This is a genomic window from Delftia deserti, from assembly GCF_042653485.1.
GTDB lineage: Bacteria > Pseudomonadota > Gammaproteobacteria > Burkholderiales > Burkholderiaceae_C > Comamonas > Comamonas acidovorans.
The window spans coordinates 3,020,515-3,045,135 of sequence record NZ_JBHSIH010000001.1 but is presented as its reverse complement, the minus strand read 5'-3'; the positions used below and the strand labels follow the sequence as shown (position 1 = coordinate 3,045,135).

Annotated in this window: 23 protein-coding genes; 11 read left to right on the top strand and 12 right to left on the bottom strand. The window is 67.7% G+C overall.

Translation table 11 applies throughout. From position 1 onward, the window contains the following. The first annotated feature begins 227 nt into the window (after window positions 1-227). The 4 genes from ACFPFG_RS14810 to ACFPFG_RS14795 are packed head-to-tail and all read left to right on the top strand — an operon-like array spanning window position 228 to window position 5,451. Window positions 228-1,820 carry an ABC transporter substrate-binding protein gene (locus ACFPFG_RS14810; RefSeq protein ID WP_380107188.1) on the top strand — a complete coding sequence of 531 codons (1,593 nt, stop codon included), beginning with the start codon at window positions 228-230 and terminating at the stop codon, window positions 1,818-1,820. Between the two features lie 6 nt (window positions 1,821-1,826). Further along, window positions 1,827-2,792 (top strand): ABC transporter permease, encoded by a 966-nt coding sequence (locus tag ACFPFG_RS14805; RefSeq protein ID WP_012203171.1) that lies wholly within the window; start codon window positions 1,827-1,829, stop codon window positions 2,790-2,792. Then, the gene (locus ACFPFG_RS14800; protein WP_012203172.1) at window positions 2,789-3,727 is read left to right on the top strand and encodes an ABC transporter permease; all 939 of its coding nucleotides are present in this window, start codon (window positions 2,789-2,791) and stop codon (window positions 3,725-3,727) included. Before ACFPFG_RS14805 ends, ACFPFG_RS14800 begins: the two co-directional genes overlap by 4 nt. After that, entirely contained in the window at window positions 3,724-5,451 is a 1,728-nt protein-coding gene (locus ACFPFG_RS14795; protein WP_183020114.1) for a dipeptide ABC transporter ATP-binding protein, read from the top strand. The genes ACFPFG_RS14800 and ACFPFG_RS14795 overlap by 4 nt, the downstream gene beginning before the upstream one ends. Before the next feature lie 74 nt (window positions 5,452-5,525). Here ACFPFG_RS14795 and ACFPFG_RS14790 read toward each other — a convergent pair whose 3' ends face one another. From ACFPFG_RS14790 to ACFPFG_RS14775, 4 genes are all read right to left on the bottom strand, one after another. Then, window positions 5,526-6,221, bottom strand: a complete 696-nt coding sequence (locus tag ACFPFG_RS14790) for a DUF4136 domain-containing protein (protein WP_197953487.1) — start codon at window positions 6,219-6,221, stop codon at window positions 5,526-5,528. Window positions 6,222-6,298: 77 nt separating this feature from the next. Then, complete coding sequence (ttcA, locus tag ACFPFG_RS14785) at window positions 6,299-7,258, bottom strand: tRNA 2-thiocytidine(32) synthetase TtcA (RefSeq protein ID WP_380107185.1); 960 nt, start codon at window positions 7,256-7,258, stop codon at window positions 6,299-6,301. 5 nt (window positions 7,259-7,263) lie between these two features. Continuing rightward, window positions 7,264-7,635 (bottom strand): dihydroneopterin aldolase, encoded by a 372-nt coding sequence (locus ACFPFG_RS14780; protein ID WP_183020117.1) that lies wholly within the window; start codon window positions 7,633-7,635, stop codon window positions 7,264-7,266. A 42-nt stretch (window positions 7,636-7,677) separates the two neighbouring features. Further along, window positions 7,678-8,463, bottom strand: coding sequence for an SDR family oxidoreductase (locus ACFPFG_RS14775; protein WP_183020118.1), 786 nt, complete (start codon window positions 8,461-8,463; stop codon window positions 7,678-7,680). 116 nt (window positions 8,464-8,579) lie between these two features. Here ACFPFG_RS14775 and ACFPFG_RS14770 point away from each other — a divergent pair, with 116 nt between their 5' ends. Further along, the gene (locus tag ACFPFG_RS14770; RefSeq protein WP_183020119.1) at window positions 8,580-9,593 is read left to right on the top strand and encodes a class I SAM-dependent methyltransferase; all 1,014 of its coding nucleotides are present in this window, start codon (window positions 8,580-8,582) and stop codon (window positions 9,591-9,593) included. Window positions 9,594-9,619: 26 nt separating this feature from the next. Here ACFPFG_RS14770 and ACFPFG_RS14765 read toward each other — a convergent pair whose 3' ends face one another. Further along, on the bottom strand, window positions 9,620-10,516 hold the full coding sequence (locus ACFPFG_RS14765) for a hypothetical protein (protein ID WP_197953471.1): 897 nt from the start codon (window positions 10,514-10,516) through the stop codon (window positions 9,620-9,622). Between the two features lie 145 nt (window positions 10,517-10,661). Between ACFPFG_RS14765 and ACFPFG_RS14760 the strand changes: the two genes are divergently transcribed. Then, window positions 10,662-10,856 carry a DUF2905 domain-containing protein gene (locus tag ACFPFG_RS14760; RefSeq protein ID WP_012203183.1) on the top strand — a complete coding sequence of 65 codons (195 nt, stop codon included), beginning with the start codon at window positions 10,662-10,664 and terminating at the stop codon, window positions 10,854-10,856. Window positions 10,857-10,930: 74 nt separating this feature from the next. Further along, window positions 10,931-11,365, top strand: a complete 435-nt coding sequence (gene trxC / locus ACFPFG_RS14755) for a thioredoxin TrxC (RefSeq protein WP_183020121.1) — start codon at window positions 10,931-10,933, stop codon at window positions 11,363-11,365. Window positions 11,366-11,408: 43 nt separating this feature from the next. Here trxC and ACFPFG_RS14750 read toward each other — a convergent pair whose 3' ends face one another. Further along, window positions 11,409-12,092: a response regulator transcription factor gene (locus tag ACFPFG_RS14750; protein ID WP_183020122.1), complete on the bottom strand. Its 684-nt coding sequence runs from the start codon at window positions 12,090-12,092 to the stop codon at window positions 11,409-11,411. A 68-nt stretch (window positions 12,093-12,160) separates the two neighbouring features. Between ACFPFG_RS14750 and ACFPFG_RS14745 the strand changes: the two genes are divergently transcribed. Then, a complete protein-coding gene (locus ACFPFG_RS14745) occupies window positions 12,161-14,113 on the top strand; it encodes a sensor histidine kinase (protein WP_197953467.1) in 1,953 nt (650 codons plus the stop codon). Between the two features lie 24 nt (window positions 14,114-14,137). On the opposite strand, the gene ACFPFG_RS14740 is transcribed toward ACFPFG_RS14745, so the two are convergent. Both ACFPFG_RS14740 and ACFPFG_RS14735 read right to left on the bottom strand, forming a co-directional pair. Continuing rightward, window positions 14,138-15,391 carry a multifunctional CCA addition/repair protein gene (locus tag ACFPFG_RS14740; protein ID WP_197953462.1) on the bottom strand — a complete coding sequence of 418 codons (1,254 nt, stop codon included), beginning with the start codon at window positions 15,389-15,391 and terminating at the stop codon, window positions 14,138-14,140. A gap of 97 nt (window positions 15,392-15,488) precedes the next feature. Further along, a complete protein-coding gene (locus tag ACFPFG_RS14735) occupies window positions 15,489-16,178 on the bottom strand; it encodes a glutathione S-transferase family protein (protein WP_183020125.1) in 690 nt (229 codons plus the stop codon). A 97-nt stretch (window positions 16,179-16,275) separates the two neighbouring features. Here ACFPFG_RS14735 and queC point away from each other — a divergent pair, with 97 nt between their 5' ends. Beyond that, a complete protein-coding gene (gene queC / locus ACFPFG_RS14730; RefSeq protein WP_183020126.1) occupies window positions 16,276-17,025 on the top strand; it encodes a 7-cyano-7-deazaguanine synthase QueC in 750 nt (249 codons plus the stop codon). 141 nt (window positions 17,026-17,166) lie between these two features. On the opposite strand, the gene ACFPFG_RS14725 is transcribed toward queC, so the two are convergent. Then, window positions 17,167-17,739, bottom strand: coding sequence for a 5-formyltetrahydrofolate cyclo-ligase (locus ACFPFG_RS14725; RefSeq protein ID WP_012203191.1), 573 nt, complete (start codon window positions 17,737-17,739; stop codon window positions 17,167-17,169). Between the two features lie 15 nt (window positions 17,740-17,754). On the opposite strand from ACFPFG_RS14725, the gene ACFPFG_RS14720 reads away from it, so the two are divergent. After that, a complete protein-coding gene (locus ACFPFG_RS14720) occupies window positions 17,755-19,734 on the top strand; it encodes a lytic transglycosylase domain-containing protein (protein ID WP_197953453.1) in 1,980 nt (659 codons plus the stop codon). Window positions 19,735-19,843: 109 nt separating this feature from the next. Then, window positions 19,844-20,407 (top strand): DUF4124 domain-containing protein, encoded by a 564-nt coding sequence (locus ACFPFG_RS14715; protein WP_183020128.1) that lies wholly within the window; start codon window positions 19,844-19,846, stop codon window positions 20,405-20,407. 9 nt (window positions 20,408-20,416) lie between these two features. Here the strand turns inward: ACFPFG_RS14715 and ACFPFG_RS14710 are convergent, their stop codons facing one another. The 3 genes from ACFPFG_RS14710 to ACFPFG_RS14700 form a co-directional block, all read right to left on the bottom strand. Then, window positions 20,417-21,097, bottom strand: a complete 681-nt coding sequence (locus ACFPFG_RS14710) for a Fe2+-dependent dioxygenase (RefSeq protein WP_197953451.1) — start codon at window positions 21,095-21,097, stop codon at window positions 20,417-20,419. An 8-nt stretch (window positions 21,098-21,105) separates the two neighbouring features. After that, window positions 21,106-23,397: a catecholate siderophore receptor Fiu gene (locus ACFPFG_RS14705; protein ID WP_197953449.1), complete on the bottom strand. Its 2,292-nt coding sequence runs from the start codon at window positions 23,395-23,397 to the stop codon at window positions 21,106-21,108. Between the two features lie 229 nt (window positions 23,398-23,626). After that, on the bottom strand, window positions 23,627-24,598 hold the full coding sequence (locus tag ACFPFG_RS14700; RefSeq protein WP_197953439.1) for an MBL fold metallo-hydrolase: 972 nt from the start codon (window positions 24,596-24,598) through the stop codon (window positions 23,627-23,629). Window positions 24,599-24,621 lie beyond the last annotated feature (23 nt).

The window sequence follows — 24,621 nt, the reverse complement described above, 5'->3', positions numbered from 1 at the left end:
ACTAGCTGCCAAAGCCGGCAGCCTCTCCATGATGGCCGCACGCCAGGGGCGGCGGCGCCCATGGCGCACTTTGTTATTTGGAAATGGCTTTTAAGTATAAAAATCAATCAAACAAGCTGTAAAAGTTATTTACAGTGGGGCGCACCCATATGGCCCGCTTCTTGCGGCGTCCGGCTGCTGCGTCGCATGACCGCCGCCTTTCCAATCATCCACAGGGGAGCAGACAAATGATCATGAAGATTCTGGGCAGTTCTTTGCTGGCCGCAGGCCTGTTGACCTCGGCCACGCTGGCCCAGGCCGAGACCGTGCGCTGGGCGCGCGGCTCCGATCCGACTTCGCTGGACCCGCATGCCTTCAACGTGGGTACCAATTTCGTGCTGCTGCACCAGATCTACGAAACCCTGGTCATCCGCTCGGCCGACGGCAAGCTGGTGCCCACGCTGGCCACTTCGTGGAAGATGACCTCCGACCCGTCGGTCTGGGAGTTCAAGCTGCGCCCCAACGTCAAGTTCCATGACGGCACGCCGTTCACGGCGCGCGACGTGGTCTTCTCGCTGAACCGCGCCAAGGGCGAGAACGCCCAGGTCAAGTCCCTGCTGTCCTCGATGGAGGAGGCCAGGGCCGTGGACGATCTCACGGTGCAGGTGAAGACCAAGGGTCCGAACCTGATCTTCCCCGACAACCTGACCAATCTCTTCATCATGAGCGAGAAGTGGTCCAAGGCCAACGGCGCCGAGACCACGCAGGACACGGCCAGCAAGACCGAGAACGGCGCCACGCGCGCGGCCAACGGCACGGGCGCCTATGTGCTGGCCAGCCGCGAGGTCGATTCGAAGACGGTGATGAAGCTCAATCCCGACTACTGGGGCAAGGGCCAGTTCCCGCTGCAGGTGACCGAGCTGGTCTACCTGCCCATCAAGTCGCCGGCCACGCGCGTGGCGGCCCTGCTGTCGGGCGAGGTGGACTTCGCCCAGGACATTCCCGCGCAGGACGTGGCGCGCCTCAAGCAGGACAAGCGCCTGCGCATCAATGAAGGCCCCGAGAACCGCTCCATCTTCCTGGGCCTGAACGTGGGCGCGGCCGAGCTCAAGAGCAGCAACGTCAAGGGCAAGAATCCGCTGGCCGATCCCAAGGTGCGCCAGGCCATCGAGCTGGCCATCGACCGCGATGCGATCAAGCGCTCGGTGATGCGCGGCCTGTCGATTCCCACGGGCGTGATCGCGCCGTCGTTCGTCAATGGCTACGACAAGGCCTTTGCGGCCTATCCCAAGGCGGATGCCGCCAAGGCCAAGCAGCTGCTGGCCGAGGCGGGCTACCCCAACGGCTTCACCATCACGTTGAACACGCCCAATGACCGCTATGTGAACGACGAGGCCATTGCCACGGCGGTGGCCGGCTTCCTGGGCCGCATCGGCATCAAGACCGAAGTCTCGGCCCGGCCGATCGCCATGCACAGCGTCTCGCTCACCAAGGCGGACAGCGACTTCTACCTGTACGGCTGGGGCGTGCCCACCTATGACTCGGCCTACATCTTCGACTTCCTGGTGCACACGCGCGGCAAGGACAGCCGTGGCGCGCAGAACGCGACGCACTACAGCAATGCCGATGTGGATGCCAAGATCCTGTCCCTGTCCTCGGAGAGCGACAAGGCCAGGCGTGATGCCACCATCAAGAGCATCTGGGAGACGGTGCAAAAGGAGCGCTTCTACATCGCGCTGCATGACCAGGTGATCCACTTCGCGTCCGTGCCCCGGATCAATGTGCCCGTGCACCCGGACAACGCGCTGCACTTCAAGTTCGTCAAGTTCGAGAAGAAGTAAGCACCGATGCTGGTCCATCTGCTGCGCCGGCTGGGCCAGTCCGCCCTGGTCCTGCTGGCCGTTTCCTTTGTCTCGTTCATGGTGTTCCGCCATATCGGCGATCCCACGATCAGCCTGCTGGGCGAGGACGCGACGGTTGCCGAGCGCGAGGCGCTGACGGAAAGCCTGGGCTTCAACAAGCCCGTGCCCCTGCAGTACCTGGGCTACGTGGGCAAGGTGCTGCAGGGCGACCTGGGCATCTCCTACCGGCTCAAGCGCCCCGTGACCGAGATCATTGCCGAGCGCCTGCCCGCCACGCTGGAGCTGGCGATGACGGCGGCGCTGTTCGCCCTGGTCATCGGCGTGGCGCTGGGCGTGTACACGGCCATACGGCGAGAGGGCTGGCTGAGCCGCTCGATCATGACGGTGTCGCTGGTGGGCGTGTCCCTGCCCACCTTCCTGATCGGCATCGCCCTGATCTACCTGTTTGCCGTGGAGCTGCGCTGGCTGCCGTCCTTCGGGCGCGGCGAGACGGTGAAGCTGGGCGGCTGGGAGACCGGGCTGCTGACGGCTTCGGGCTGGTCGGCGCTGATCCTGCCGGCCATCACGCTGGGCTTCTACAACATGACGCTGATCATGCGCCTGGTGCGCGCCGAGATGCTGGAGGTGCTGCGCGCCGACTACATGCGCTTCGGCCGCGCGCGCGGGCTGCGCGAGCGCGACCTGTACTTCGGCCATGCGCTGCGCAATACCCTGATTCCCGTGATCACCATCGCGGGCCTGCAGATCGGCTCGCTGATCGCCTTTGCCATCGTCACCGAGACCGTGTTCCAGTGGCCCGGCGTGGGCCTGCTGTTCATCTCCTCCATCCAGGGCGTGGACGTGCCGCTGATCGCCGCCTACCTGATGTTCATCGCGCTGCTGTACGTGGGCATCAACCTGCTCGTCGATTTCCTGTACGTGATCGTGGACCCCCGCTTGAGAAACCGATGACCGATTCCGCCAAACAAGCAATCCCTCCCACGGGCTGGCGCGCCAGCGACTCGCCGGTCAAGCGCGCCTTTGCGCGCTCGCGCCTGGTGCAGGCGGCGGCGCTGGTGCTGGCGCTGATCGTGGCGGCCACGCTGCTGTCGCCCTGGCTGGCCTGGCAGAACCCCTTCGATCCGGCCAATCTGGACCTGATGGATGCCTTCACGCCGCCGGGCCAGGCGGGCACCAGCGGCACGCTGTACGCGCTGGGCTCGGACGACCAGGGCCGCGATGTGTGGAGCGCCATCCTCTACGGGCTGCGCATGTCGGTGCTGGTGGGCGTGTCGGCCGTGGGGCTGTCCCTGCTGATCGGCGTGCCCCTGGGCCTGGTCTGCGGCTATGCGGGCGGCTGGTTCGACACGCTGATGATGCGCATCGCCGATGTGCAGCTGACCTTTCCCGTGATCCTGGTGGCGCTGCTGGTCTTCGGCATCGCCCGCGGCCTGCTGCCCGAGGGCTACCGCGACGACATGGCGGTCTTCGTGATCATCGTGGCCATCGGCCTGTCCGACTGGGTGCAGTACGCGCGCACCGTGCGTGGCGCGGTGATGGTGGAAAAGCACAAGGACTACGTGCTGGCCGCCCAGCTCATAGGCCGCAGCCGCGTGGCCATCCTGGTGCGCCACATCCTGCCCAACCTGCTGGCGCCCATCCTGGTCATCGCCACCATCAGCTTCGCGCATGCCATCGTGGCCGAGTCCACGCTGTCCTACCTGGGCGTGGGCCTGCCGCCCACCCAGCCTTCGCTGGGCACGCTGATCCGCATCGGCCAGGGCTTCCTGTTCTCGGGCGAGTGGTGGATATTGCTGTTCCCCTCGCTGGTGCTGCTGGCGCTGGCGCTGTCCGTCAACCTCGTCGGCGACTGGCTGCGCGACGCACTGAACCCCAAGCTGCAATGAGCACGACACAAGAATCCGGGCAGCCCCCTGCACAGCCCCCGGTGCTGAGCGTTCGCGGCCTGTCCGTCACCTTCGACACCTACAAGGGCCCCGTGCAGGTGCTGGACGATGTGAGCTTCGACATCGCGCCCGGCGAGATCCTGGGCGTGGTGGGAGAGTCGGGCGCGGGCAAGTCCATGACTGGCGCCGCCGTGATCGGCCTGATCGAGCCGCCGGGCCGCATCTCGGCCGGCACGGTGCAGCTGCGCGGCGAGCGCATCGACACGCTGCGCGGCGAGGACCTGCGGCGCATACGCGGCCGGCGCATAGGCTCCATCTTCCAGGACCCGCTGACCAGCCTGAACCCGGTCTACACCGTGGGCCGGCACCTGGTGGAGACCATCCGCACCCATCTGCCTGTCTCCGAGAAGGAGGCAGAGGCGCGCGCGCTGGCCCTGCTCGAAGAGGTGGAGATCCCGCAGGCGCGCGAGCGCATGGCCCAGTATCCGCACCAGTTCTCGGGCGGCATGCGCCAGCGCGTGGCCATCGCCCTGGCGCTGTGCGCCGAGCCCGAGCTCATCATTGCCGACGAGCCCACCACGGCGCTGGACGTGTCCGTGCAGGCGCAGATCATTGCCCTGCTGCGCCGCGTGTGCAAGGAGCGCGGCGCGGCCGCCATGCTGATCACCCACGACATGGGCGTCATCGCCGAGACGGCCGACCGCGTCATGGTCATGTACCAGGGCCGCGTGCTGGAAACCGGCCCCGTGCGCCAGGTGCTGGACGCGCCGCAGCAGCCCTACACCCAGGTGCTGATGGGCGCCATTCCCAGCGTGCACCACCGCGTGCAGCGCCTGCCCGTGCCCGAGGTGGGCGGCGGCCCGGCCGCGCCCGCCGTGCCCTGGCAGCCCAGGGCCGGTGCGCAGGAGCCCGCGGCTGCCCTGCTGGAAGTCAGGGATCTGTGCAAGGAGTTCAACCTGTCCAGCGGCTGGCTGGCCCGGCTGCTGGCGCGCGAGGAAAAAAAGATCCTCAAGGCCGTGGACGGCGTCGGCTTCTCCATTCGCAGGGGCTCCACCTTCGGCCTGGTCGGTGAGTCCGGTTCGGGAAAATCCACGGTGGCGCGCATGGTGGCGGGGCTGACGCCGCCCACCAGCGGCACCGTGCTGTTCGATGGCGTGGACAAGTGGAGCCCGGCCGCGCAGACCGTGGCCATGCGCCGGCGCTTCCAGATGATCTTCCAGGACCCGTATGCCAGCCTGAACCCGCGCTGGACCGTGCAGGAGCTGATTGCCGAGCCCCTGCAGGTGCTGGCCCTGACGGCCGGCAAGGACGAGACGGCCGAGCGCGTGCAGGAGGCGCTGCGCCGCGTGCGCATGAAGCCCGACGATGCGCGCAAGTACCCGCACCAGTTCTCGGGCGGGCAGCGCCAGCGCATCGCCATCGCGCGCGCCCTGGCCAGCCGGCCCGAATTCATCATCTGCGACGAGCCCACCTCGGCGCTGGACGTCTCGGTCCAGGCCCAGGTGCTCAACCTCATGCGCGACCTGCAGGAGGAGTTCGGCCTGACCTATCTGCTGATCAGCCACAACCTGGCCGTGATCCGCCACATGTGCGACGACATCGGCGTCATGCAGCGCGGCCGCCTGGTCGAGGCCGGCGAGGCCGGCGCCGTGCTCGATGCGCCGCAGCATGCGTACACGCGCGCGCTGATGGCGGCCGTGCCTGATATGGAGCATGTGCACTGAGGCACTGCTTCAAGCGCCATCACCATGCAAAAAAGGCCTGCGTATGCAGGCCTTTGCTTTGGGTGCGCGATGGCTTACCGGGCGGGTGCTGGCGTGGCCGGTGCTGCCTGCGCGGCAGGCGCCGCCTGGGCCGGCTGCTGCGCCGGCGCGCCACCCTGCTGCACCGGACCGATGGTGGTGCGCACCACGCGCGAGCCCTTGGGCGGGTTGGGGAAGCCGGTGAGCGCGGCGTCGAACAGGATGCCGAAGATGGCCGGGTCGTCGGTCCACACATCCTGGCGCTGGGCCGAGGTCTCGTAGACGATCTGCTGCGTGGTGGCGTTGCGCATCACGATGCTGACGGCGCGGTAGTACTCCAGCGGCGGGCCGTCGAACATGAAGCTGCCGCCAAAGCCCATGCCCCAGCCGCGCCCGTAGCCCAGGCCCCAGCCCCAGCGCGGGCCGCCCCAGCGGTCGTAGTAGGGCCAGGCGGCGTAGTCGCGCGCGTAGCGGGCGTCGGCGCCGATCTGCACGATCAGGCTGGCCCGGGAGTCGTCGCGCTGCAGGCCCACGCGGCCCAAGGCCTGCTGGGCCTGGGATTCGATGGCCGCGAAGTGCGTCTGCGCCTCGCGTTGCGAGGGCAGCACTTCCAGCCGATAGGTGGGCGGCGCGGGCAGGGCGCCCAGCGTGGAATAGCTCTGGACGGTGCTCTGGACTTCGCGCACGCTGGCGCAGCCCGTGAGCAAGGCCGTGGCCACGATGGCCAGGACATGGATGCAGCGCAGCTTCATGGTGTACTCCTTCGTCGAAAAAAGGCCCGTTTGCACGGGCCTTGGTTGGAGTGGGGCGATTGTTATAGGTTCAGCCGTCAGGACGACAGTTGTACCACCTGCAGGCCGGGCAGCGATGCGGAGACAGGCATCTCTTCATGGTCGAAGGCCATGTCGCCGTTGGGGTCGGCAATGCCGGTGGCCTTGGCGTTCTTGAAGTCGTGCAGCTCGGGGTCCATCATGTGCGTGGTCACGATGTGGCCCATGGCGCGGAACATGCTTTCCACGCGGCCCGGGAATTTCTTGTCCCACTCTCGCAGCAGCTCGCCCACGGCCACGCGCTGCAGGCCGTCCTGGCTGCCGCAGAGATTGCAGGGGATGATGGGGAAGTTCTGGTACTGGGCCCAGCGGACGGTGTCCTTCTCGGGCACGTAGCACAGCGGGCGGATCACCACATGCTTGCCGTCGTCCGAGACCAGCTTCGGGGGCATGCCCTTCATGCGGCCGCCGTAGAACATGTTGAGCATCAGCGTCTGCACGATGTCGTCGCGGTGGTGGCCCAGGGCCACCTTGGTGCAGCCCAGCTCGTCGGCCACCTTGTACAGGATGGCGCGGCGCAGGCGCGAGCACAGGCCGCAGGTGGTCTTGCCCTCGGGCACCACGCGCTTGACCACGCTGTAGGTGTCCTGCGTTTCGATGTGGTAGTCCACGCCGATGCTCTTGAAGTACTCGGGCAGCACATGGTCGGGGAAGCCGGGCTGCTTCTGGTCGAGGTTCACGGCCACCAGCTCGAATTTGACGGGCGCGCGCTTTTGCAGCTTGCGCAGCACGTCCAGCATCGTGTAGCTGTCCTTGCCGCCCGACATGCAGACCATGATCTTGTCGCCTTCCTCGATCATGTTGAAGTCGGTGATGGCGCGGCCCACCTCGCGGCACAGGCGCTTTTCCAGCTTGACCTGCTCGCGCTCGATCTTGATGCGGTTGCTGCCTGTGGTGTCGGCGGGGGCTTCGGCGGCGGCCTCTTCGGCCAGCCAGGGGTTGTCGGTCACTGCATTCATGGGGTTCACCATTGTCCGGTTTCTATGCGAATGGCCACTTCGCAGTCTTCAAAGATTTCCAGCTTGGCGATCTTCACGCGCACGCCCAGCACGCCGGGCAGCTGCATCAGGCGCTGGGCCAGCTTGCCGATCAGGCTCTCCAGCAGGTTCACATGCTCGGCCGTGCACTCGTCGATGATGATCTGGCGCACCTTGCGGTAGTCCAGCACATGCAGGATGTCGTCGTCGCGCGGCGCCAGCGGTTGGGAGCCCAGGCTCAGCTCGGCATCGACCTGGATGGGCTGGGGCATCTGTTTTTCGTGGGCGAGGATGCCCAGGTTGGCGTCGAAGCGCAAACCCGTGAGCGTCAGGATCTGTTGTCCGGTGGCGGAGTGCATGGGGAAAAGCCGTGGAGTGTTTGGGGTGGCGCGCGCAGGCGCCTACATCATGGAAAAGTCGCGCTCGAAGCGCTGCAGGTGCTGGCCGCCATCGACCAGCAAGGTGGTGCCGGTGATGGACTGGTTGTCCAGCGCAAAGCACACGGTGGCGGCCACGTCGGCCGCGCTGGACGAGCGGCCCAGCGGGCTGAGGCGGTGCAGCGACTCGAAGCGTTCCTGGCTCAGCATGTGGCTGGTCAGCGTCAGGCCGGGGGCCACGCCGACGACGCGCACGCGCGGGGCCAGCGCCAGCGCCAGCATGGTGCCGGCGGCCTCGAGAGCCGCCTTGGACAGCGTGTAGCTGAGGAAATCGGGGTTCTGGTTCCAGAGCTTCTGGTCCAGCATGTTGATCACGGCGCCGCTGGCATGCTCCTCGCCGGCCGCCACGCGGTCCTCGATATGGGCATGCAGCGCCTGGGCCAGCAGGATGGGCGCGCCGGTGTTGCTGCGCAGGTGGGCTTCCAGTGCCACGTAGCTGAAGCTGCCGGCATCGTCATGCTCGAACAGCGAGGCGTTGTTGACCACGGCATCCAGGTGGCCGAAGTGCGCCACGGCGCGCGGCACCAGGGAGCGCACCGAGTCCTCGTTGAAGAAATCGGCATCCAGGGCGGCGCTGTCGCCGGCCAGTTCAGCGCAGGCGGAGGCCGTCTCCAGCGCCTCGTCGTGCGAGTCGCGGTAGTGCACGGCCACTTGCCAGCCGGCGCTGGCAAGCGCGAGCGCGATGTCGCGCCCCAGGCGGCGGGCCGCGCCGGTCACCAAAACGGTGCGTGTTCGGGCAGGTGTGGACATTCGAGGACAATGTACGGATCGTGACGACAGAACCCTCAATTTTAACGGCCGCCCTGCAATCCCGTGTTGCGCAAGAGATTGCGTCCTCTGGAGGCTGGCTGGCTTTCGACCGTTTCATGGCCCTGGCGCTGTACGAGCCGGGCCTGGGCTACTACGCCAACGACACCGCCAAGTTCGGGCTGATGCCATCGTCGGGCAGCGATTTCGTGACCGCGCCCGAGATGTCCCCGGTCTTCGGCCAACTGCTGGCCGCCCAGGTGGCCGAGGCGCTGCAGCGCACGCATACCCGCGAAGTCTGGGAATTCGGTGCCGGCACGGGCGCGCTGGCGCTGCAGGTGCTGGACGAGCTGGCCGCGCTGGGCGTGCGGCCGGACCGCTACACCATCGTCGATCTGTCGGGCACGCTGCGCGCGCGCCAGCAGCTCAGGCTGGTGAAGTACGAAGGACTGGTGCACTGGGCCGATGCCCTGCCCGATCGGCTCGAAGGCGTGGTCATCGGCAACGAGGTGCTGGACGCCATGCCCGTGCAGCTGCTGGTGCGCAAGGCAGGTGTCTGGCACGAGCGCGGCGTGGTGCTGCAGCCGGACGGCAGCCTGGGCTGGGAAGACCGGCCCACGCCGCTGCGCCCGCCCATGGAGATCGAGGGCGAGCACGACTACCTGACCGAGATCCATCTGCAGGGCGAGGCCTTCATCCGCACGCTGGGCGAGCGCATGGCGCGCGGCGCTGCCTTCTTCATCGACTACGGCTTCGGCGAGTCCGAGTACTTCCACCCGCAGCGCCACATGGGCACCCTGGTCTGCCACCGCCTGCACAAGGTGGACGACGACCCGCTGGCCGAGGTCGGCCTCAAGGACATCACGGCCCACGTGAACTTCACGGGCACGGCCGTGGCCGCGCAGGAGGCGGGTTTCGAGGTACTGGGCTATACCTCGCAGGCCCACTTCCTCATCAACTGCGGCCTGGGGCCCAAGCTTGACGCGCTGGCCCAGGGGCCGCGCGCCATGGCCACCAAGCTGATGATGGAGCACGAGATGGGCGAGCTGTTCAAGGTCATCGGCCTGGCCAAGGGCGTGGAGCCCTGGGACGCCATGGGCTTTGTGCGCGGCGACCGCACGCACCGGCTGTAGCCGTCGGCCAGAGCCCCTCCCCGGCCTCAGCGCTGGACGCTGCGGCCGTTGCTCACCTCGTAGGCCGTCTGGTCCTTGAGGTTGATGCGGTAGATCTCGCGCGTGACGTTGCCCGAGAAACCCAGCTCCACGATGGACAGGTTCTCGAACGTGGTCGTGAAGCCGCCGGGCAGGATGCGGTTCAGGCGCGCGGCCGTCTCGCCCATGGCGCGCTCGATCTCGGGCGTGAAGGCGGCTTCGCTGTAGACCAGGGTGTTGTGCGGATTGTGGCTGCGCACCTCCTTGCCGGCCTGCACCTGGTTGATGCCGCTGACGCCCACGCTTTGCACCATGGCCTTGGCCGAATCGTTCATGCGGGCATAGACGGGCCCCGTCACGCGCGGCAGCGGGCCGTCGCGCAGCGGCGCCATGGCGGCGGTGGCGCGGGTGTTGAAGTCCATCATGGCCTCGTAGGCCGGGCCGGACTTGACGATGCCCAGGTCCAGCCACCACGGCTTGCCGGCGCCCTTGGCGGCCTCGGTGGTGTAGAAATTCTTCAGGTGCACGTCCTGCAGCACGGGCGGCAATGCCGGCAAGGCGGCCAGCATCTTGCGCGGTGTGGACGGGTCGGCGCTGTGGATATGCACCACGGTGACATGGGGCAGGTTGAAGGTGTTGGCCTCGGCCACCAGCTTCAGGCGCAGCAACTGCTCGTGCACCACGGGCGTGACCTGGCTGTCCATGATGGCCGTGGCATCGGCCGGCAGGCGGTAGACCAGGCCATAGGTGGCCTGGTGGGCGCGGAAATCGCCGCGCTGCAGGGCGCTGTTGTCGATGGCGCCCGACGCTGCGGCTGCCGTGGTGGGGGCCGGAGCGCTGGCGCAGCCAGCCAGCAGGGCGGCAGGCAGGATGGCGAGAAGAAGGCGCCTGGATGTGTATTGCATGGTGGGGTCGTCTTGTTGCGGCATGGAGCCATGGAAGAAGGGGGCTTGTCGCGAATGGTCCCGAAGCCTCCCGCCACGGGACTTTCCCAATGTAGGACGTTCATATGTCCTGCCCATGACGCGCCGCCGCCGTACACTCGGCGCCATGATCCGCTGGCTCCTCGTCATCTTCCTGGCCCTGCTGCTGTTCAATGGGCTGCACGCCTGGCTGGAGCGCATAGGTCTGGGCCGCCTGCCGGGCGATTTCCGCTTTCGCCTGTTCGGCCGCGTGATCTTCCTGCCCATTGCCAGCACCGTGTTGCTCAGCGTGATTGCCGCCCTGATCGCCAAGCTGGTCTGAGCATGGCTTGAAGCACGGGCGCGTCGCCCGTATATGCAGGCATTGCCCCATGACTTCCGAACAAGAGGCCGCCCATGTCCGACAAGCTGCATTTCGTCTGCCCCCATTGCCACACCACCAACCGCATTGCGGCCGACCAGCTCGGCAGCGCGCCTGACTGCGGCAGCTGCCACCAGCCGCTGGTCACCGGCCAGCCCGTGGCGCTGGATGCACAAGGCTTTGCCAGGCATGTGGGGCGCAGCCAGGTGCCGGTGGTGGTCGATTTCTGGGCGCCCTGGTGCGGCCCCTGCCGCATGATGGCGCCGGCCTTCGAGCAGGCGGCGCAGGCGCTGGCGCCCGGCGTGCAACTGGCCAAGCTCGATACCGAAGCGCATCCCCAGGCTGCCGCGCCCTACAACATCCGCAGCATCCCGACCATGGTGGTGTTCAAGGAAGGACGCGAGATCGCCCGTGTCTCCGGCGCCCTGCCAGCCGGCGAGATCGTGCGGTGGGTGCGTTCGGTCGTCTGATTTGTCTGCGAGCCCGCAAGGCCGCGCGCCTTCAGGCCTGCCCTCAGGCCTGCACTTCGCCCGGCTGGTAGAAGCAATAGCCGCTGTTGCGCAGCGTCTTGACGGGTAGCTGCTGGCCGCAGGCCTCCTCCACCTTGCGGCGCAGCCGGCGCATCTGGGTGTCCAGGCGGCGCTGGTCGTAGACCAGGTAGTCGCCGCCCAGGGCCTGCACGATCCTTCGGCGGCTCACCTCGGTGCCTGCCTGGCCCATGAGGCAGTGCAGCACCAGCAGATCCTGCTGGGAGAGCGCGATCGGCGGGGCCGATGGGGGCAGCAGGCGGCTCGGACCCAGCTGCAACAGCCAGCGCGCCTGGCGCTGCTGCAGGCCCAGGCGGCGCACCAGCGCGGCCAGCGTGGCCTCCAGTTCGTCAAGATCACAGCCTTTGCCCAGGTAGTGGTCGGCTCCGTTTTCCAGGCCGTCGATACGGTTGGAGCTGGTGTTGTGCGCGCTGAACACGATGATGCCCAGTTGCTGGCCCTGCTGGCGCAGGCGCTGGATCAGGGCCAGGCCGCTGCCATCGGGCAGGCCGATGTCGATGATGGCCAGGCGGTGGCGACGGGCGTCGAAGTGGCGGTCGAACTCCTGCAGGCTGGCGACGCATTGCGGCGCGTAGCCCAGGCCCTCCAGGAATTCACCCAGTTCATGGCGCAGCACGGGCTCGTCTTCGAGCAGGATCACATCAAGCATGGGGGAAGGGGGCTGGGCGGCGGGGCCGGGAGGCTGGTGTACGCTGGCGGCCCTGTGGTGGACCTCCGATGCGATATTACCGTGCAACCCTCCTGCTGCTGGCCTGGCTGCTGTGTCCGCTGCTGACCCAGGCCCAGGCGCTCCTGCTGAACCCCGATGTGCCCATGCTGGAGACAGCCGGTCGGTGGCAGCGGCTCGATGACGCCGCTGGCCTGCTCGACGCCGGGCAGGCCGACGCCGCCCCCGGATGGCAGCCGCTGCCCGGGCACCTGAACGCCAGTTTCACGCAGGCGGCGGTCTGGCTGCGCATGCCGCTGCAGGTGGAGCAGCCCGGCAGCTGGATGCTGCTGCTGGGCAATGCCCTGCTGGACGAGGTGGAGGTCCACGTGCGCAGATCCGGTGGCCCCTGGCAGCTGCTGGGGCGCAGCGGCGAGGAAGTGCCGCGCCACGCCTGGCCGGTGGACTACCGCAGTCCGGCATTCCAGTTCGAGCCCCCTGCCGCAGGGGCGTACGAGTTGCTGGTGCGCCTGCGCGCGCGCAACGCGCTCGTCACCCGCATCGATCTGTGGCAGCGACTGGCGTTCGACAACCACACGCGGCGCGAGGCCCTGTCGTTCGGCCTGTATTTCGGGCTGTACCTGCTGTTGATCGGCGTGCAGCTGGTGTTCTGGCTGGGCACGCGGGCTCCCTTGAGCGGCCTGTTCCTGGCCTATCTCAGCGTCTGCGTGCTCAATGAGGTGGTATCGCTGGGGCTGGTGCAGCAGTTGACGGGCCTGCCGGGGTTCTGGAGCGACCGCCTGCTGGGATGCGGCATTGCCGCCGCTTTGGCGATCTCCATGCAACTGGCCTGCAGGCAGCTGGATCTGGCGTCGCTGTATCCGCGGCTGGTGCGCCAGATGGCGCCGCTGCTGTGGCTGTTCAGCCTGTGCTGCATGCTGTTGGTGGTGTCGGGGCACTACTCGGCGGGCATGGTCCCGGTGCAGGCCATGACCCTGCCGCTGGCCCTGGGCTTTCTCGCGCTCGCCCTTTGGCTGTGGCGGCGCGGCCATGCTCCGGCACGGTTTTTCATGCTGGCGTTCGGCATCTTCTATGCCGGTGTGCTGATCTCTTTCCTGCGCAACCTGGGCTGGCTGCCCATGAACGCGCTGACCGCGCTGGTGTCCACGCATGCGTCCGCGCTGGGCACCATGGCGCACATGCTGCTGCTCAGCGGCTGGATCATCGGCGGATACGAGCACCGGCGCCGCGTCCGAGAGCGGGAGCAGGTGCTGCTGGAGGCCGAGCTTGTGCAGCGCCAGTTGCGCGAGAGTGAACTCAGCGAGGCGCTGGTGCTGGAACGCAGGGTCCGCCAGGAGCAGCGCGACTTTGTCGCCATGGTCTCGCACGAACTGCGCACACCGCTGGCCATCATCCTGACCAGTGCGCAGCAACTGGCGCGCAATCTGGCGGCACCGCCCGACAAGACGCTGGCACGCAGCCGCAACATCCGCGAAGCCGCCCAGCGCCTGCTGGCGCTGGTGGACGACTGCCTGGCCGACGACCGCATGGCCGAACCCCAGCCCCATGCCGAGCCACGCCTGCAGCCCTGCGACCTGCATGCGCTGGTGGATGGCTTGTGCCTGGACTTTGCGCCCGGCCGCATCGTCTGCCACCTGGGCGGGGGCACGCAGCAATTGATCACCGATGCCGGCCTGCTGCGCATCGCGCTGCGCAATCTGCTGGCCAATGCAGACCGCCACACGCCCGAGGGCGAATCGGTGCGCCTGGACGTGACCAGGCAGGGCGAGGGTCTGGAGATCCAGGTCTCGAATCCCTCCGAGCCCATTGCCCAGGCAGACCAGGACCAGTTGTTCGAAAGGTATTACCGTGGCCGCAACGCCCAACACCGGCCCGGCGCCGGGCTGGGGCTTTACCTGGTGCGGCGCATCGCCGAGCGGCTGGGCGGCAACGTGGCCTTGTTGACGGCAGGAGGCGAGCAGCCCGTGTGCCTGCGACTGGTCCTGCCCGTGGCGCGAGCCTGATCCCCGTGTGTGGCGGTCTTTGCGTCAGGCCGCCTGCGCCAGCCAATCGGCCACGGCCTGGGCGCGCGCTGCCTGCACTGCCTCGCCTATGGCCTTGCCCTGTTTTCCGCGCGCGGCGGCCTGGGCCGCGATGTCCGAGGTGGAGATGGACAGCGCGGCAGCCAGCGCATCGCGCAGGCGGGCGCGCTGGGGGTAGGGCCGGTCCTCGAAACCCAGGCGCCCCCGCGCGTCGCATTCACAGGCCGCCAGGGCTTGTTCGAAACGCGCGGGCTTGCGGATGGCGTCGCAGCGCTCCAGCAGGCGCACGATGGCGGCGCCGTTGAGCTCGCCGCTGCGATGGATGTTGCCGTGCTCGCGCGCCACCACGTCGCCCAGTTCGCGGCAGTCGGTGGGCACGCGCAGCCGCTCGCCCACCTTTTCGGCCAGGCGGGCGCTGCGGTGCTCGTGTCCTATGTGGCGCGGCAGCACATCGGCCGGTGTCGTGCCCTTGCCCAGGTCGTGCACCAGGCAGGCGTAGCGCACGGGCAGCGGGGTGTCCAGCTGCGCGGCCATGTCCAGCACCATCATGGCGTGCACGCCGGTATCGACCTCGGGGTGGTATTCGGCACGCTGGGGCACGCCCCACAGGCGCTCCAGCTCGGGCAGCAGCACGGCCAGCGCACCGCATTCGCGCAGCAGCTCGAACATGCGCGAGGGCTGGCGCTCCATCAGGCCCCGGCTGATCTCCTGCCAGACGCGTTCGGGCACCAAGGCATCCACCTCGCCGGCGGCCACCATCTCTTGCATCAGGGCCATGGTTTCCGGTGCCACAGTGAATTCGTGGAACCGTGCCGCAAAGCGCGCCACGCGCAGGATGCGCACCGGGTCTTCGCGAAAGGCGTCGGTCACATGGCGCAGCACCCGGGCCTGCAGGTCGGCCTGGCCGCCGTAGGGGTCGTCGATGGCGCCGTTGCCATCCCAGTCCGGCGGGGCGGCCATGGCGTTGATGGTCAGGTCGCGCCGGGCCAGGTCCTGCTCCAGCGTGACGTCGGGCGCCGCCTGGACGACGAAGCCGCGATAGCCCGGCCCGCTCTTGCGCTCGGTGCGCGCCAGGGCGTACTCCTCATGGGTTTCGGGATGCAGGAAGACGGGGAAGTCCCGTCCCACGGGCATGAAGCCGCGCTCGGCCATCTGCTCGGGCGTGGCGCCGACCACGACCCAGTCGCGGTCATGCACGGCCCGCCCAAGAAGGCGGTCGCGCACCGCGCCGCCCACCATGTACACCTGAAATTCGCTCATCCCGCAATGGTACGGCCTGGGCAACTGCTTCGACGGCGTGCACAGCCTGGTGCATCTGCTGGCCGAGCCGTTCTGACAGGCGGCAGACAGGCGGCACTCAGCTCGCCGCAGCCGTGCGGTACGGCTCCTCGAACGGCCGGAAATCATGCTCCGCCAGTGCGCCCTGCACCCAGTCCTGCACGCCCGGCAGGGCGCGCACGCGGCGCACATAGGCGTCGATGGCCGGTGCCACGGGCAGCTCATAGGTCGCCAGGCGCATGCACACGGGGGCGAAGAAGGCATCGACGATGCTGAACTGGTCGTACAGCATGGGGCCGCTGGCCGTGGACAGCAGCGGTTGCCACAGCTCGGACAGGTGCTGCACATCGTCGCGCAGTGCGGTGTTCTCTGCCCATAGCCGCGCGCCGACCTCGGGCAGCTGGGCCTCGATGTTCATCGGGCACAGCGAGCGCAGGGCGCCGAAGCCGCTGTGCATCTCGGCGCAGAGGCTGCGCGCGCGGGCGCGGTTCAGCGCCAGCGTGGGCCACAGGTGCTTTTCAGGAAATTTCTCGGCCAGGTACTCGCAGATGGCCAGGCTGTCCCAGATGGCCATGCCTTCATCCATGAGCACGGGCACGCGGCCCGAGGGCGAGAGCGCGCGGGCGCGCTGCTTGAAGGCGGACTGCTCTTCGAAGCTGTCAAAGCGCAGCATGACCTCTTCGAAAGCAATGCCGGCCTGGCGCATCAGCACCCAGGGGCGCATGGACCAGGATGAATAATTCTTGTTGCCGATATAGAGCGTGAGCATGGCCGCAACCTCCGCGATAGGCCCTCCAGCTTAGCAAGCATGGCAGGAAAACCCATGTAGGAGCCGGGCGCTGCCTGGGCGCGCTCTAATGCGTGCCATGCAAAACGATAGCTCTTCTCCCCAGGCGCCAGCGGCGCGCCACAAGGCTGCGCTGGTCCTTTTTTCCGGCGGCCAGGATTCGACCACCTGCCTGGCGCAGGCGCTGTCGCTGTACGAGCGGGTCGAGACCCTGGGTTTTGACTACGGCCAGCGCCACAGCGTGGAAATGCAGGTGCGCCAGCAGGTGCGCGAGCGGCTGGCCAGGGACTTTCCCCAATGGGCTCCGCGCCTGGGCGATGACCATGTCCTCTCGCTGGACGTGCTGCAACAGATCGGCGGCTCTTCCCTGACCGAGGACGTGGCCTTCGCCATGCAGGCCGACGGCCTGCCCAACACCTTCGTGCCCGGCCGCAACCTGCTGTTCCTGACCCTGGCCGGCGCGCTGGCCTACCGGCGCGGCCTGTCGGTGATCGTCACCGGCGTCTGCGAGACCGACTACTCCGGCTACCCCGACTGCCGCGACGACACCATGAAGGCCATGCAGCTCGCCCTGAACCTGGGCCTGGAGCGGCGCCTGCGCATCGAAACGCCGCTGATGTGGATAGACAAGGCCCAAACCTGGCAAATGGCCCACGACCTGGGTGGCGACACCCTGGTGGACCTCATCCGGCGCGACACCCACACCTGCTACCAGGGCACGCGCGAGACGCTGCACGACTGGGGCTACGGCTGCGGCACCTGCCCCGCCTGCGACCTGCGAGCCCGCGGCTGGCATCAATGGCAGGCGCAGCGCGAGACAGCAAACTAAAGAAGCACAGCGCTAAAAACCGGCGAGGCCAAAAGCGAGGGACACCGAGCAAGGGCCGCCCCGCAGTGAGGGTGTCGTCCCCCTCCCCCGCGAAGCGGGCAGAGAGGGGGAAGGCGCGCAGCGCCTCAGGGGGTGCTTGTTCTACACCGGCCAGACGACTCCGTGGTCATTCAGGATGGCGTCCAGGGGCAGGTCATGCGGCTCGGGCTCGAACTCGTCCACATAGCCGCAGCCGTAGCCCAGGCCCACGGTGAAGGGCTTGGGCTGCAGTTCGGCCAGGGTGCGGTCGTAGAACCCCCCGCCATAGCCCAGGCGGTAGCCGCCGGCCGCGTAGCCCACGCAGGGCACGAACAGCAGGGTGGGGGTCAGGGTTTCGGTGTCCTTGGGCTTGGGGATGCCGTAGGCATCCTCTTCCATGGGACAACCTGGGTACCAGGCGTGAAAGCTGAGTGTCTTGCGCTGCTTGTCAATCACCGGCAGTCCGATTCGACGCCTTTGTGGGGTACCCTGTAGCTCGCCATCTTCCTTCCAGCGGTGAAGCGCGGGCAGCGGATCGAACTCTCCCTTGATCGGCCAATAGGCACCGATCACGGTGTCGGGCCGCTGGATCAGCCAAAAGCGCATGACCTGTTGCAGCGCGTCGGCGCGCTGCAGTCGGTCGGGAAGATTGAGGCGCTGGTCTATCAAGCTGCGGCGCAGGGCTGCTTTGTCCATCAGATAATTTCCTCCATGCACTGGCTGAAGATTTTGACACCGCTTTTGGCGGCTTCCCTCTGGACCACCGCAGCCACGCCTGCGCTGGCGCAAAACCGTGGCGACGATGTCTTGCTGGAAATGCAGCAGGCCTTCCGCAAAGGCGACAAGGCTAAGCTCACGCAGCTGCTGCCTTCTGCGCGTGGCCATGTGCTCGAACCTTGGGCCGCGTACTGGGAACTCAAGGCCCGGCTGGATGAAGCCAGTGCCGATGAGGTCCTGGGGTTTTTCAAGCGCTGGCCCGGCACCTACCAGGAAGACCGGCTGCGTAATGACTGGCTGCTGCTGCTGGGGCAGCGCCGCGACTGGGGCATGTTCGACCAGGTGCATGGTGCGTTTCGCATGCGCGATGACCGCTCCGTCAGCTGCTACGCCCTGCTGATCGACAGCATCAAGGGCCAGCCTGCTGCCAACCTGGGCCAGCAGGTGCGCGACCTGTGGTGGGCCCAGCGCGACGCCGACGACGGCTGCACCTACGCCGCCGGCGAGCTGTACGCGGCCAAGCAGATCAGCGAACCCGAAGTCTGGCGCAAGGCGCGCCAGGCGGCCGAGGCCAATCGCCAGAAGGCCACGCGCGATGCCGTGGCCATCGTCGCTCCCGAGGCCTTGCCCCAGGTGGCGCAGGTCTTTGCCTCGCCCGCCAAGTACCTGGCCGGGCAGACGCGTGTGCGCGGCGCCGTGCCCAAGGAGCTGGCGCTGCTGGCGCTGATCCGCATGGCCTCCAGCGACCCGGCGGCGGCGGCCACCCAGCTCGAAGGCGGCTGGGGTGCCCGGCTGACGGCCGAGGAGAACAACTGGGCCTGGGGCGTGATCGGCAAGCAGGCCGCGCTCAAGCTGCAGCCCGAAGCGGCCACTTATTTCGGCAAGGTGCGCAAGGACGGCGACCTCAGCGACGAACTGCTGGGCTGGAAGGTGCGCGCCGCGCTGCGCGCCGGCGACTGGCGCACGGTGCGCCGTGCCATCGACGCCATGGGGCCCGAGCGCACCGAGCACACATGGACCTACTGGAAGGCGCGCGCCCTGCTGTCCGGCCGTCCGAGCGAGCAGGAACGCTCCGAGGCGCGCCAGCTGCTGGAGGACATGGCCGGCCCCGGCAGCTTCTACGAGCAATTGGCGCTGGAGGACATCGGCCAGCGCGTGACGGCACCCCCCCAGCCGGCGCCGCCCACGGCACCCGAGAAGGCCGCCGCCCGCGCCAACCCCAGCCTGGTGCGCGGTCTGTACGCCATCCAGAACGGCCTGCGCAGCGAAGGCGTGCGCGAATGGAACTACGCCACCAACCTGCATCAAGCCGGCGGCATGAACGACCGCGAACTGCTGGCCGCCGCGGACCTGGCCTGCCAGCAGCAGGTCTGGGACCGCTGCATCAACACCAGCGAGCGCACCCGCAGCTTTGCCGACTGGAGCCAGCGCTTTCCCATGCCCTTCCACGACACGGTGCTGGCGCGCTCGCGCTCCATCGGCCTGGACCCGGCCTACGTCTATGGCCTGATCCGCCAGGAAAGCCGCTTCATCATGGATGCCCGCTCGGGCGTGGGCGCCTCGGGCCTGATGCAGGTCATGCCGGCCACGGCCCGCTGGACGGCGCGCAAGATCGGCATGACGGACTTTTCCCCGTCCATGATCAATGACCGCGATGTGAACATCACCATCGGCACCGCCTATCTGAAGCTGGCGCTGGACGATTTCGACGGTTCCATGGCGCTGGCTGCGGCCGGCTACAACGCAGGTCCCGGCCGCCCGCGCAATTGGCGCAACGGCCCGGTGCTCGACGCCGCCATCTGGGCCGAGAACGTGCCCTTCACCGAGACGCGCGACTACGTGAAGAAGGTGCTGTCCAACACCACCAACTACGCGGCGCTGATCACGGGCCAGCCCCAGTCGCTCAAGAGCCGCCTGGGCACCATCGGCCCGCGCGACGCCGCCACGCCCGACCCCAGCAAGGACCTGCCCTGAGCCGCGCTTGACATTCCTGCGGGGTGCGGCGGCGCCTGGCGCCGCTACACTTGGTTACTGACAAGCGGGGCCACATGCTGCGGCTCCGCATACCGCAGGGGTTTCGAGAATGACAACAACATGGAGCCGCGCGGCCTGGACCGCGCTGGGCCTGGCATGGGCGTGCACGGTGGCAGCGCAGCCGGTCTACAAATGGGTGGACGCGCAAGGGCGAACGCATTACGGATCGCAGTTGCCCACCGACCAGGCCGATGCGGACCAGATCAAGGTGTCGCCCAATGGCAGCTCGGGCGCGGGTTCGGGCCGTTTCGGCGAAGAACGCAATCCCGACGGTACGAAGAAACTGCCCAGGCAGGTGCGCGAGATGGTGGACGGCGTGGCCAAGGGCCTGAGCAAGGTCGATTCCAAGGAGGTGCCGCTGAACTGCGCCGCCGCCGTGGACAACATCCGCAGCCAGGTGGACACCATGGTCGAGAACGGGCAGAAGAACGTCAAGGGCGGCTACATCACCCAGGCGCAGTTCGATGCAACCGCCGGCAAGTTCCGAGAGGCGCGCACCCATGCCACGGTGGCCGACTGCCAGGCCTCCACGGGCCGCTCCAAGGCCATGTACCAGTGCATGTCCAGCAGCTACAACCACCTGATCGGCTGCGCAGAAAAGCACAAGCCCTGAGCCTGTCCCTCAGGTTTCCGCCCACATGCGCAGAAGGTTGTGGTATTGGCCGGCAAGCGTCAGCGTCTCGTCGGTCTCACCCAGTTTCTCGCGCAGGCGCTGGATGGTCTGGTCCATCTCGAACAGCATGGCGCGCTGCGCGTCGTCTCGCACCATGCTCTGCGCCCAGAAAAAGGAACTCACCCGCTCGCCCCGGGTGACGGGCTCCACGCGGTGCAGGCTGGTGGAGGGGTAGAGGATGAGGTCGCCGGCCGGCAGCTTGACCTCGTGCGTGCCGTAGGTGTCCACCACGACCAGCTCGCCGCCGTCGTAGTCCCCGGGGTCGGTGAGAAACAGGGTGCTGGAGACATCGGTGCGCATCCACTGCTGTGCTCCGGCCAGGCGCCGCGCCGCGCCGTCCACGTGCAGGCCATAGGTTTCGCTGTCCGCATAGCGGTTGAACAGCGGCGCCATGGTGCGCGCGGGCAGGGCGGCACTGAAGTACAGCGCATTGGCCGCCAATGCCTGCTCGATGATGCGTCCCTGCTCCAGCGCCACGGGTGAGTTCTCGGGCAGCTGGCGGTTGCGCTTGACCTGCGCGCCCTGGCTGCCCGCCGTGGCACGGCCATCCACCCAGCCGGCCGCATCGATGGCCGCGCGGATGGCGATGACCTGCTCGCGCGTGAGCACGTTGGGAATGTGCAGCATCATGGTGCGGGTCAGAACTTCAGCGTGGCCACGAGCCGGGCCGAGCGAGCCACCCCCGGCATGTACCGTCCGCCGTTGTTGTTGAGACTGGCCACGTATTTCTTGTCGGCCAGGTTGTAGACGTTCAGCTGAAGGCGCAGGTTCTTGCTGACCTCGTAGGCCATGAATGCGTCATACACCCAGTAGTCACGTGCATTGGGCATATTGGTGGTGGCGGGCACGGCCGAGTTGCTGACCAGGCGCGCCACCGTGTCCATGTAGCGGGCACCGCCGCCCAAGGTCAGTCCATTGCCGAAACGATAGGTGGTCCAACTCGTGAAGCTGAGTCTGGGCGACCAGTTCAGGTGGGCCCCTGTCTGGGAGGCGGTGCCCTGCTGGACTTCGGTATTCATGCGTGCCAGGCCGGCCGTGATGTTCCAGGCCGGCGTGATCTGGCCGACGGCACCCAGCTCTATCCCCTTGACCTGCTTCTTGCCGTACTGGGTGACGACGCCGGTGACGTTGTCCACGGTGCCCAGGTCGTTGCGCACCGTGGTCTGGAACAGCGCGCCCGTCAGCAGCAGGCGTCGGTCCAGGATGTCCCACTTGGTGCCCACCTCCAGGTTGGTGGCCTTGGAGGGGTCCATGCTGGAGTGGTTGATGTTGCCCTCTGTGGCACTGAGTGCGAAATTGCTGCCGCCCGGCGGCTGCTGCGATGTCGAAATGCCGGCATAGATGCTGCCGTACTCCACGGGTTTGAAGACCAGGCCCAGCTTGGCACTGAGCAGGCTGCCGCTGCTGCGCAATTGGGTGCGGGTCTGCGCTCCCGTAGTGGCGTTGGGCGCCGTGGTGTTGTCGTTGGCGCTGCGGTAGCGGTCCCAGCGCAGGCCGCCGTTGAGCTGCCACTGCGGGCTGAACTCGATGCTGTCGAAGGCATACAGGGCCATGGTTTTGGTGTTGCCTTCGTTGATCTGACCTGTGTAGCGGATGTTCTGGCCCGTGATCGGATCGTTGACCTTGGGATCGTAGAGATCGGCCGGTGCCATGGCGCCTGCGCCCGTGCGCCCCCTGGAGGTCTGCTTCTCGTAGATCAGCTCCAGGCCCGCGCTCAGCGCATGCTGCAGTCCGCCGGTCTTGAAGTTCGATGAAAGGCTGGTCTGGTTGGTGAGCAACTGGTTGGTCTGCCAGCGCAACTGGCGTGAGCGCGAGGCGGTCCAGGTGGCAGGGTCGGGGCGGCCCACGGCGTTCGCGCCGCTTCCGTCGCTGACGATGCCCGAGGTGCCCGTGAGCAACTGGTCGATCTTGCTGCGCCCCACGCGCGTGATGTTGCGCACCGTGGTGCCGGCCGCCAGGTCATGTTCGAAGCGCAGTGTTGCCTGGTTCAGCTCGGTCTTGCTGAAGTCGCTGAGGCTGCCGTAGAAGTTCGATGGGTCCACACGACGGATGTCCCGCATGCCCAGCGCGGACAGTGCGCCGTTGTAGAAACCCGGCAATCCCACGGTGGGCACGCCGCCGTCGGGGCGGTTGTCGAATTGCAGCAATTGCATGTCGGCCATGAAGCGCGTAGGCGTGCCCAGCCCCAGGGCCAGAGAGGGCGCCATGCCCACGCCCTGGTTGCGCACGAAGTCGCGGCCCGCCACTCCGCTGCCCTGGACCATGGCGTTCAGGCGCAGCGCGGCAGTGTCGCCGAGCTGGCGGTTCAGGTCTGCCGTGGCACGGTGGTCGTCGGCCGTGCCGGTGGACAGGCGTATCTGTGACAGGTCGCCCGCGAAGGGCAGCTTGGTGCGCATGTTGATGCTGCCCGAAGGCGCGCCGCGCCCGTACTCGGAACCCGAGGCGCCCTTGACGATCTCGATGTCCTCGACATTGAAGGTGTCGCGCACCGCGCTGCCCAGGTTGCGCACGCCGTCGATGAAGATGCTGCCCGTGGTGTCGAAGCCGCGCATGAAGATGTTGTCCTTGGTGTTGGAGTTGCCGCCTTCTCCCAGCAGCAGGGTCACGCCGGGCGTGTTGCGCAGGGCCTCCTGCAAGGTGGTGGCCTGCTGCTCCTCCATCACCTCGCTGCGGATCACCGACAGGGTCTGGGGCGTGTCCAGCAAAGGGCGCGTGAACTTGGGGGAGGAGGAGGCCTCGGCCTTGTAGCCGCCCTCCTTGCGGTCCCGGACCTGGACTTCCTTGAGCGCCACGTCCGGGGGCCTGGCGGGGCCTTGTGCCAGCACGGGCAGGCCCAGGGCCATGAGCGTGGCCGCAATGCCCACGGCATGCGGCCGTGTCGCTGCCGCGCGATGCTTGCGGCCGGTGATGTGATTGGTGTGGCGAGCCATGCTCTTCTCCCTCGCTGTGCAGTCGGATGCTGGCTGGCGGGGGCGCAAGACGCCTATCGATGGCGTCCGTCGGCAGGCCTGGTGCTCGCTCTGGACAGGCGGCTCCCCGTCCCGGGCGGACGGAGCGCTTTGGCCTGATCAACGAATGATAATCATTTGCATTGAAAAAATCATCCAGGAATGATCTTAATATTGATTTTGTCTATCGCCAGGCATTTGCCACCCCGCCTCAGGTGTTGTGCAGCCAGTCGCCCTCGCGCCGCGCCGCGCCGGACTGCACCAGGGCGTCCACCAGGGCGAGGGCCCAGTCCTCGGCGGGTTCGGCGCTGAAATGGCCCGCATGCAGCATGCCGAAGTAGGGCGTGGCGGCCAGCCAGGCCAGCAGGTCGGTGGTACGTATGCGCTGCCAGTCCAGCAGCCGGTACTTGAGCAGCACCTTGGCCGCATAGAGCGCGTGGCGCTCAGGCGCGCGCACGAAGCCGTCCAGGCGCCTGCGCGCCGTGTCCAGCGCGGCGGCCACGCCCGTGAAAACGCCGCCATGCCCAGGGACGATGGTGAGCGGTGCCAGGCCTTCGATCACGTCGAGCGTGGCGGCCACCTCGTCGAAGGCGCTCATGCCCTCGATCTCGGGAAACACCACGCCGAAGCCGTTTTCCCAGAGCGCGTCGGCCGAGATCAAGGTGCGGCTGGCGGGCTCGAACAGGATGATGGAGTGCGGATCGTGCCCGGGCGCGGCATGGATCTGCCAGTCGCGGCCCGACAGCCGCACGCTGGTGCCGGGCTGCAGCACGCCGGTCAGCGCAAAGCGGGGGCATTCCTGGCCGGTGGGCGTGTAGCTCAGCGCATCGGGGTTCCAGTCGCGCACGAACTCCGCCTGGCCTGGCGCGGCATAGGTCCGGGCCTGCGGCCAATGCGCCTGCAGGGCCGCATTGCCGCCGCAGTGGTCGCTGTGCAGATGGGTGTTGAGGATGCGCGCCAGCGGCTGGCCGGCCAGCGTCTGCTCCACCAGCAGCACGGTCTGCCCGGCATGGCTGACGTAGCCGGTATCGACCACGGCGGCGCCGCCGTCCTGCGGGTCGTCGGCAGGGGCACCGGCATCGGCGGCAAAGACGATGTTGTTGGCCGACAGCCAGCCGCGCTCCAGCACGGTCATGCCGGGGGGCAGCGCGGCGGCGGCGCTTGTGGGGGCGGAGGGTGTCATGAGGAGGCGGCTTTTGCCCAAGG

Excerpts from the sequence above, each read along its gene's own strand:
- queC (WP_183020126.1), top strand. The coding sequence starts at position 16,276 with ATGCAAAACGATAGCTCTTCTCCCCAGGCGCCAGCGGCGCGCCACAAG.
- ACFPFG_RS14805 (WP_012203171.1), top strand. The coding sequence starts at position 1,827 with ATGCTGGTCCATCTGCTGCGCCGGCTGGGCCAGTCCGCCCTGGTCCTG.
- ACFPFG_RS14765 (WP_197953471.1), bottom strand. The coding sequence starts at position 10,516 with ATGCAATACACATCCAGGCGCCTTCTTCTCGCCATCCTGCCTGCCGCC.
- ACFPFG_RS14740 (WP_197953462.1), bottom strand. The coding sequence starts at position 15,391 with ATGAGCGAATTTCAGGTGTACATGGTGGGCGGCGCGGTGCGCGACCGC.
- ACFPFG_RS14760 (WP_012203183.1), top strand. The coding sequence starts at position 10,662 with ATGATCCGCTGGCTCCTCGTCATCTTCCTGGCCCTGCTGCTGTTCAAT.
- ACFPFG_RS14795 (WP_183020114.1), top strand. The coding sequence starts at position 3,724 with ATGAGCACGACACAAGAATCCGGGCAGCCCCCTGCACAGCCCCCGGTG.
- ACFPFG_RS14810 (WP_380107188.1), top strand. The coding sequence starts at position 228 with ATGATCATGAAGATTCTGGGCAGTTCTTTGCTGGCCGCAGGCCTGTTG.
- ACFPFG_RS14780 (WP_183020117.1), bottom strand. The coding sequence starts at position 7,635 with ATGCACTCCGCCACCGGACAACAGATCCTGACGCTCACGGGTTTGCGC.
- ACFPFG_RS14770 (WP_183020119.1), top strand. The coding sequence starts at position 8,580 with ATGGCCCTGGCGCTGTACGAGCCGGGCCTGGGCTACTACGCCAACGAC.
- ACFPFG_RS14745 (WP_197953467.1), top strand. The coding sequence starts at position 12,161 with ATGCGATATTACCGTGCAACCCTCCTGCTGCTGGCCTGGCTGCTGTGT.
- ttcA (WP_380107185.1), bottom strand. The coding sequence starts at position 7,258 with ATGAATGCAGTGACCGACAACCCCTGGCTGGCCGAAGAGGCCGCCGCC.
- ACFPFG_RS14775 (WP_183020118.1), bottom strand. The coding sequence starts at position 8,463 with ATGTCCACACCTGCCCGAACACGCACCGTTTTGGTGACCGGCGCGGCC.
- ACFPFG_RS14750 (WP_183020122.1), bottom strand. The coding sequence starts at position 12,092 with ATGCTTGATGTGATCCTGCTCGAAGACGAGCCCGTGCTGCGCCATGAA.
- ACFPFG_RS14725 (WP_012203191.1), bottom strand. The coding sequence starts at position 17,739 with ATGGACAAAGCAGCCCTGCGCCGCAGCTTGATAGACCAGCGCCTCAAT.
- ACFPFG_RS14735 (WP_183020125.1), bottom strand. The coding sequence starts at position 16,178 with ATGCTCACGCTCTATATCGGCAACAAGAATTATTCATCCTGGTCCATG.
- ACFPFG_RS14705 (WP_197953449.1), bottom strand. The coding sequence starts at position 23,397 with ATGGCTCGCCACACCAATCACATCACCGGCCGCAAGCATCGCGCGGCA.
- ACFPFG_RS14700 (WP_197953439.1), bottom strand. The coding sequence starts at position 24,598 with ATGACACCCTCCGCCCCCACAAGCGCCGCCGCCGCGCTGCCCCCCGGC.
- ACFPFG_RS14790 (WP_197953487.1), bottom strand. The coding sequence starts at position 6,221 with ATGAAGCTGCGCTGCATCCATGTCCTGGCCATCGTGGCCACGGCCTTG.
- ACFPFG_RS14715 (WP_183020128.1), top strand. The coding sequence starts at position 19,844 with ATGACAACAACATGGAGCCGCGCGGCCTGGACCGCGCTGGGCCTGGCA.
- trxC (WP_183020121.1), top strand. The coding sequence starts at position 10,931 with ATGTCCGACAAGCTGCATTTCGTCTGCCCCCATTGCCACACCACCAAC.
- ACFPFG_RS14710 (WP_197953451.1), bottom strand. The coding sequence starts at position 21,097 with ATGATGCTGCACATTCCCAACGTGCTCACGCGCGAGCAGGTCATCGCC.
- ACFPFG_RS14800 (WP_012203172.1), top strand. The coding sequence starts at position 2,789 with ATGACCGATTCCGCCAAACAAGCAATCCCTCCCACGGGCTGGCGCGCC.
- ACFPFG_RS14720 (WP_197953453.1), top strand. The coding sequence starts at position 17,755 with ATGCACTGGCTGAAGATTTTGACACCGCTTTTGGCGGCTTCCCTCTGG.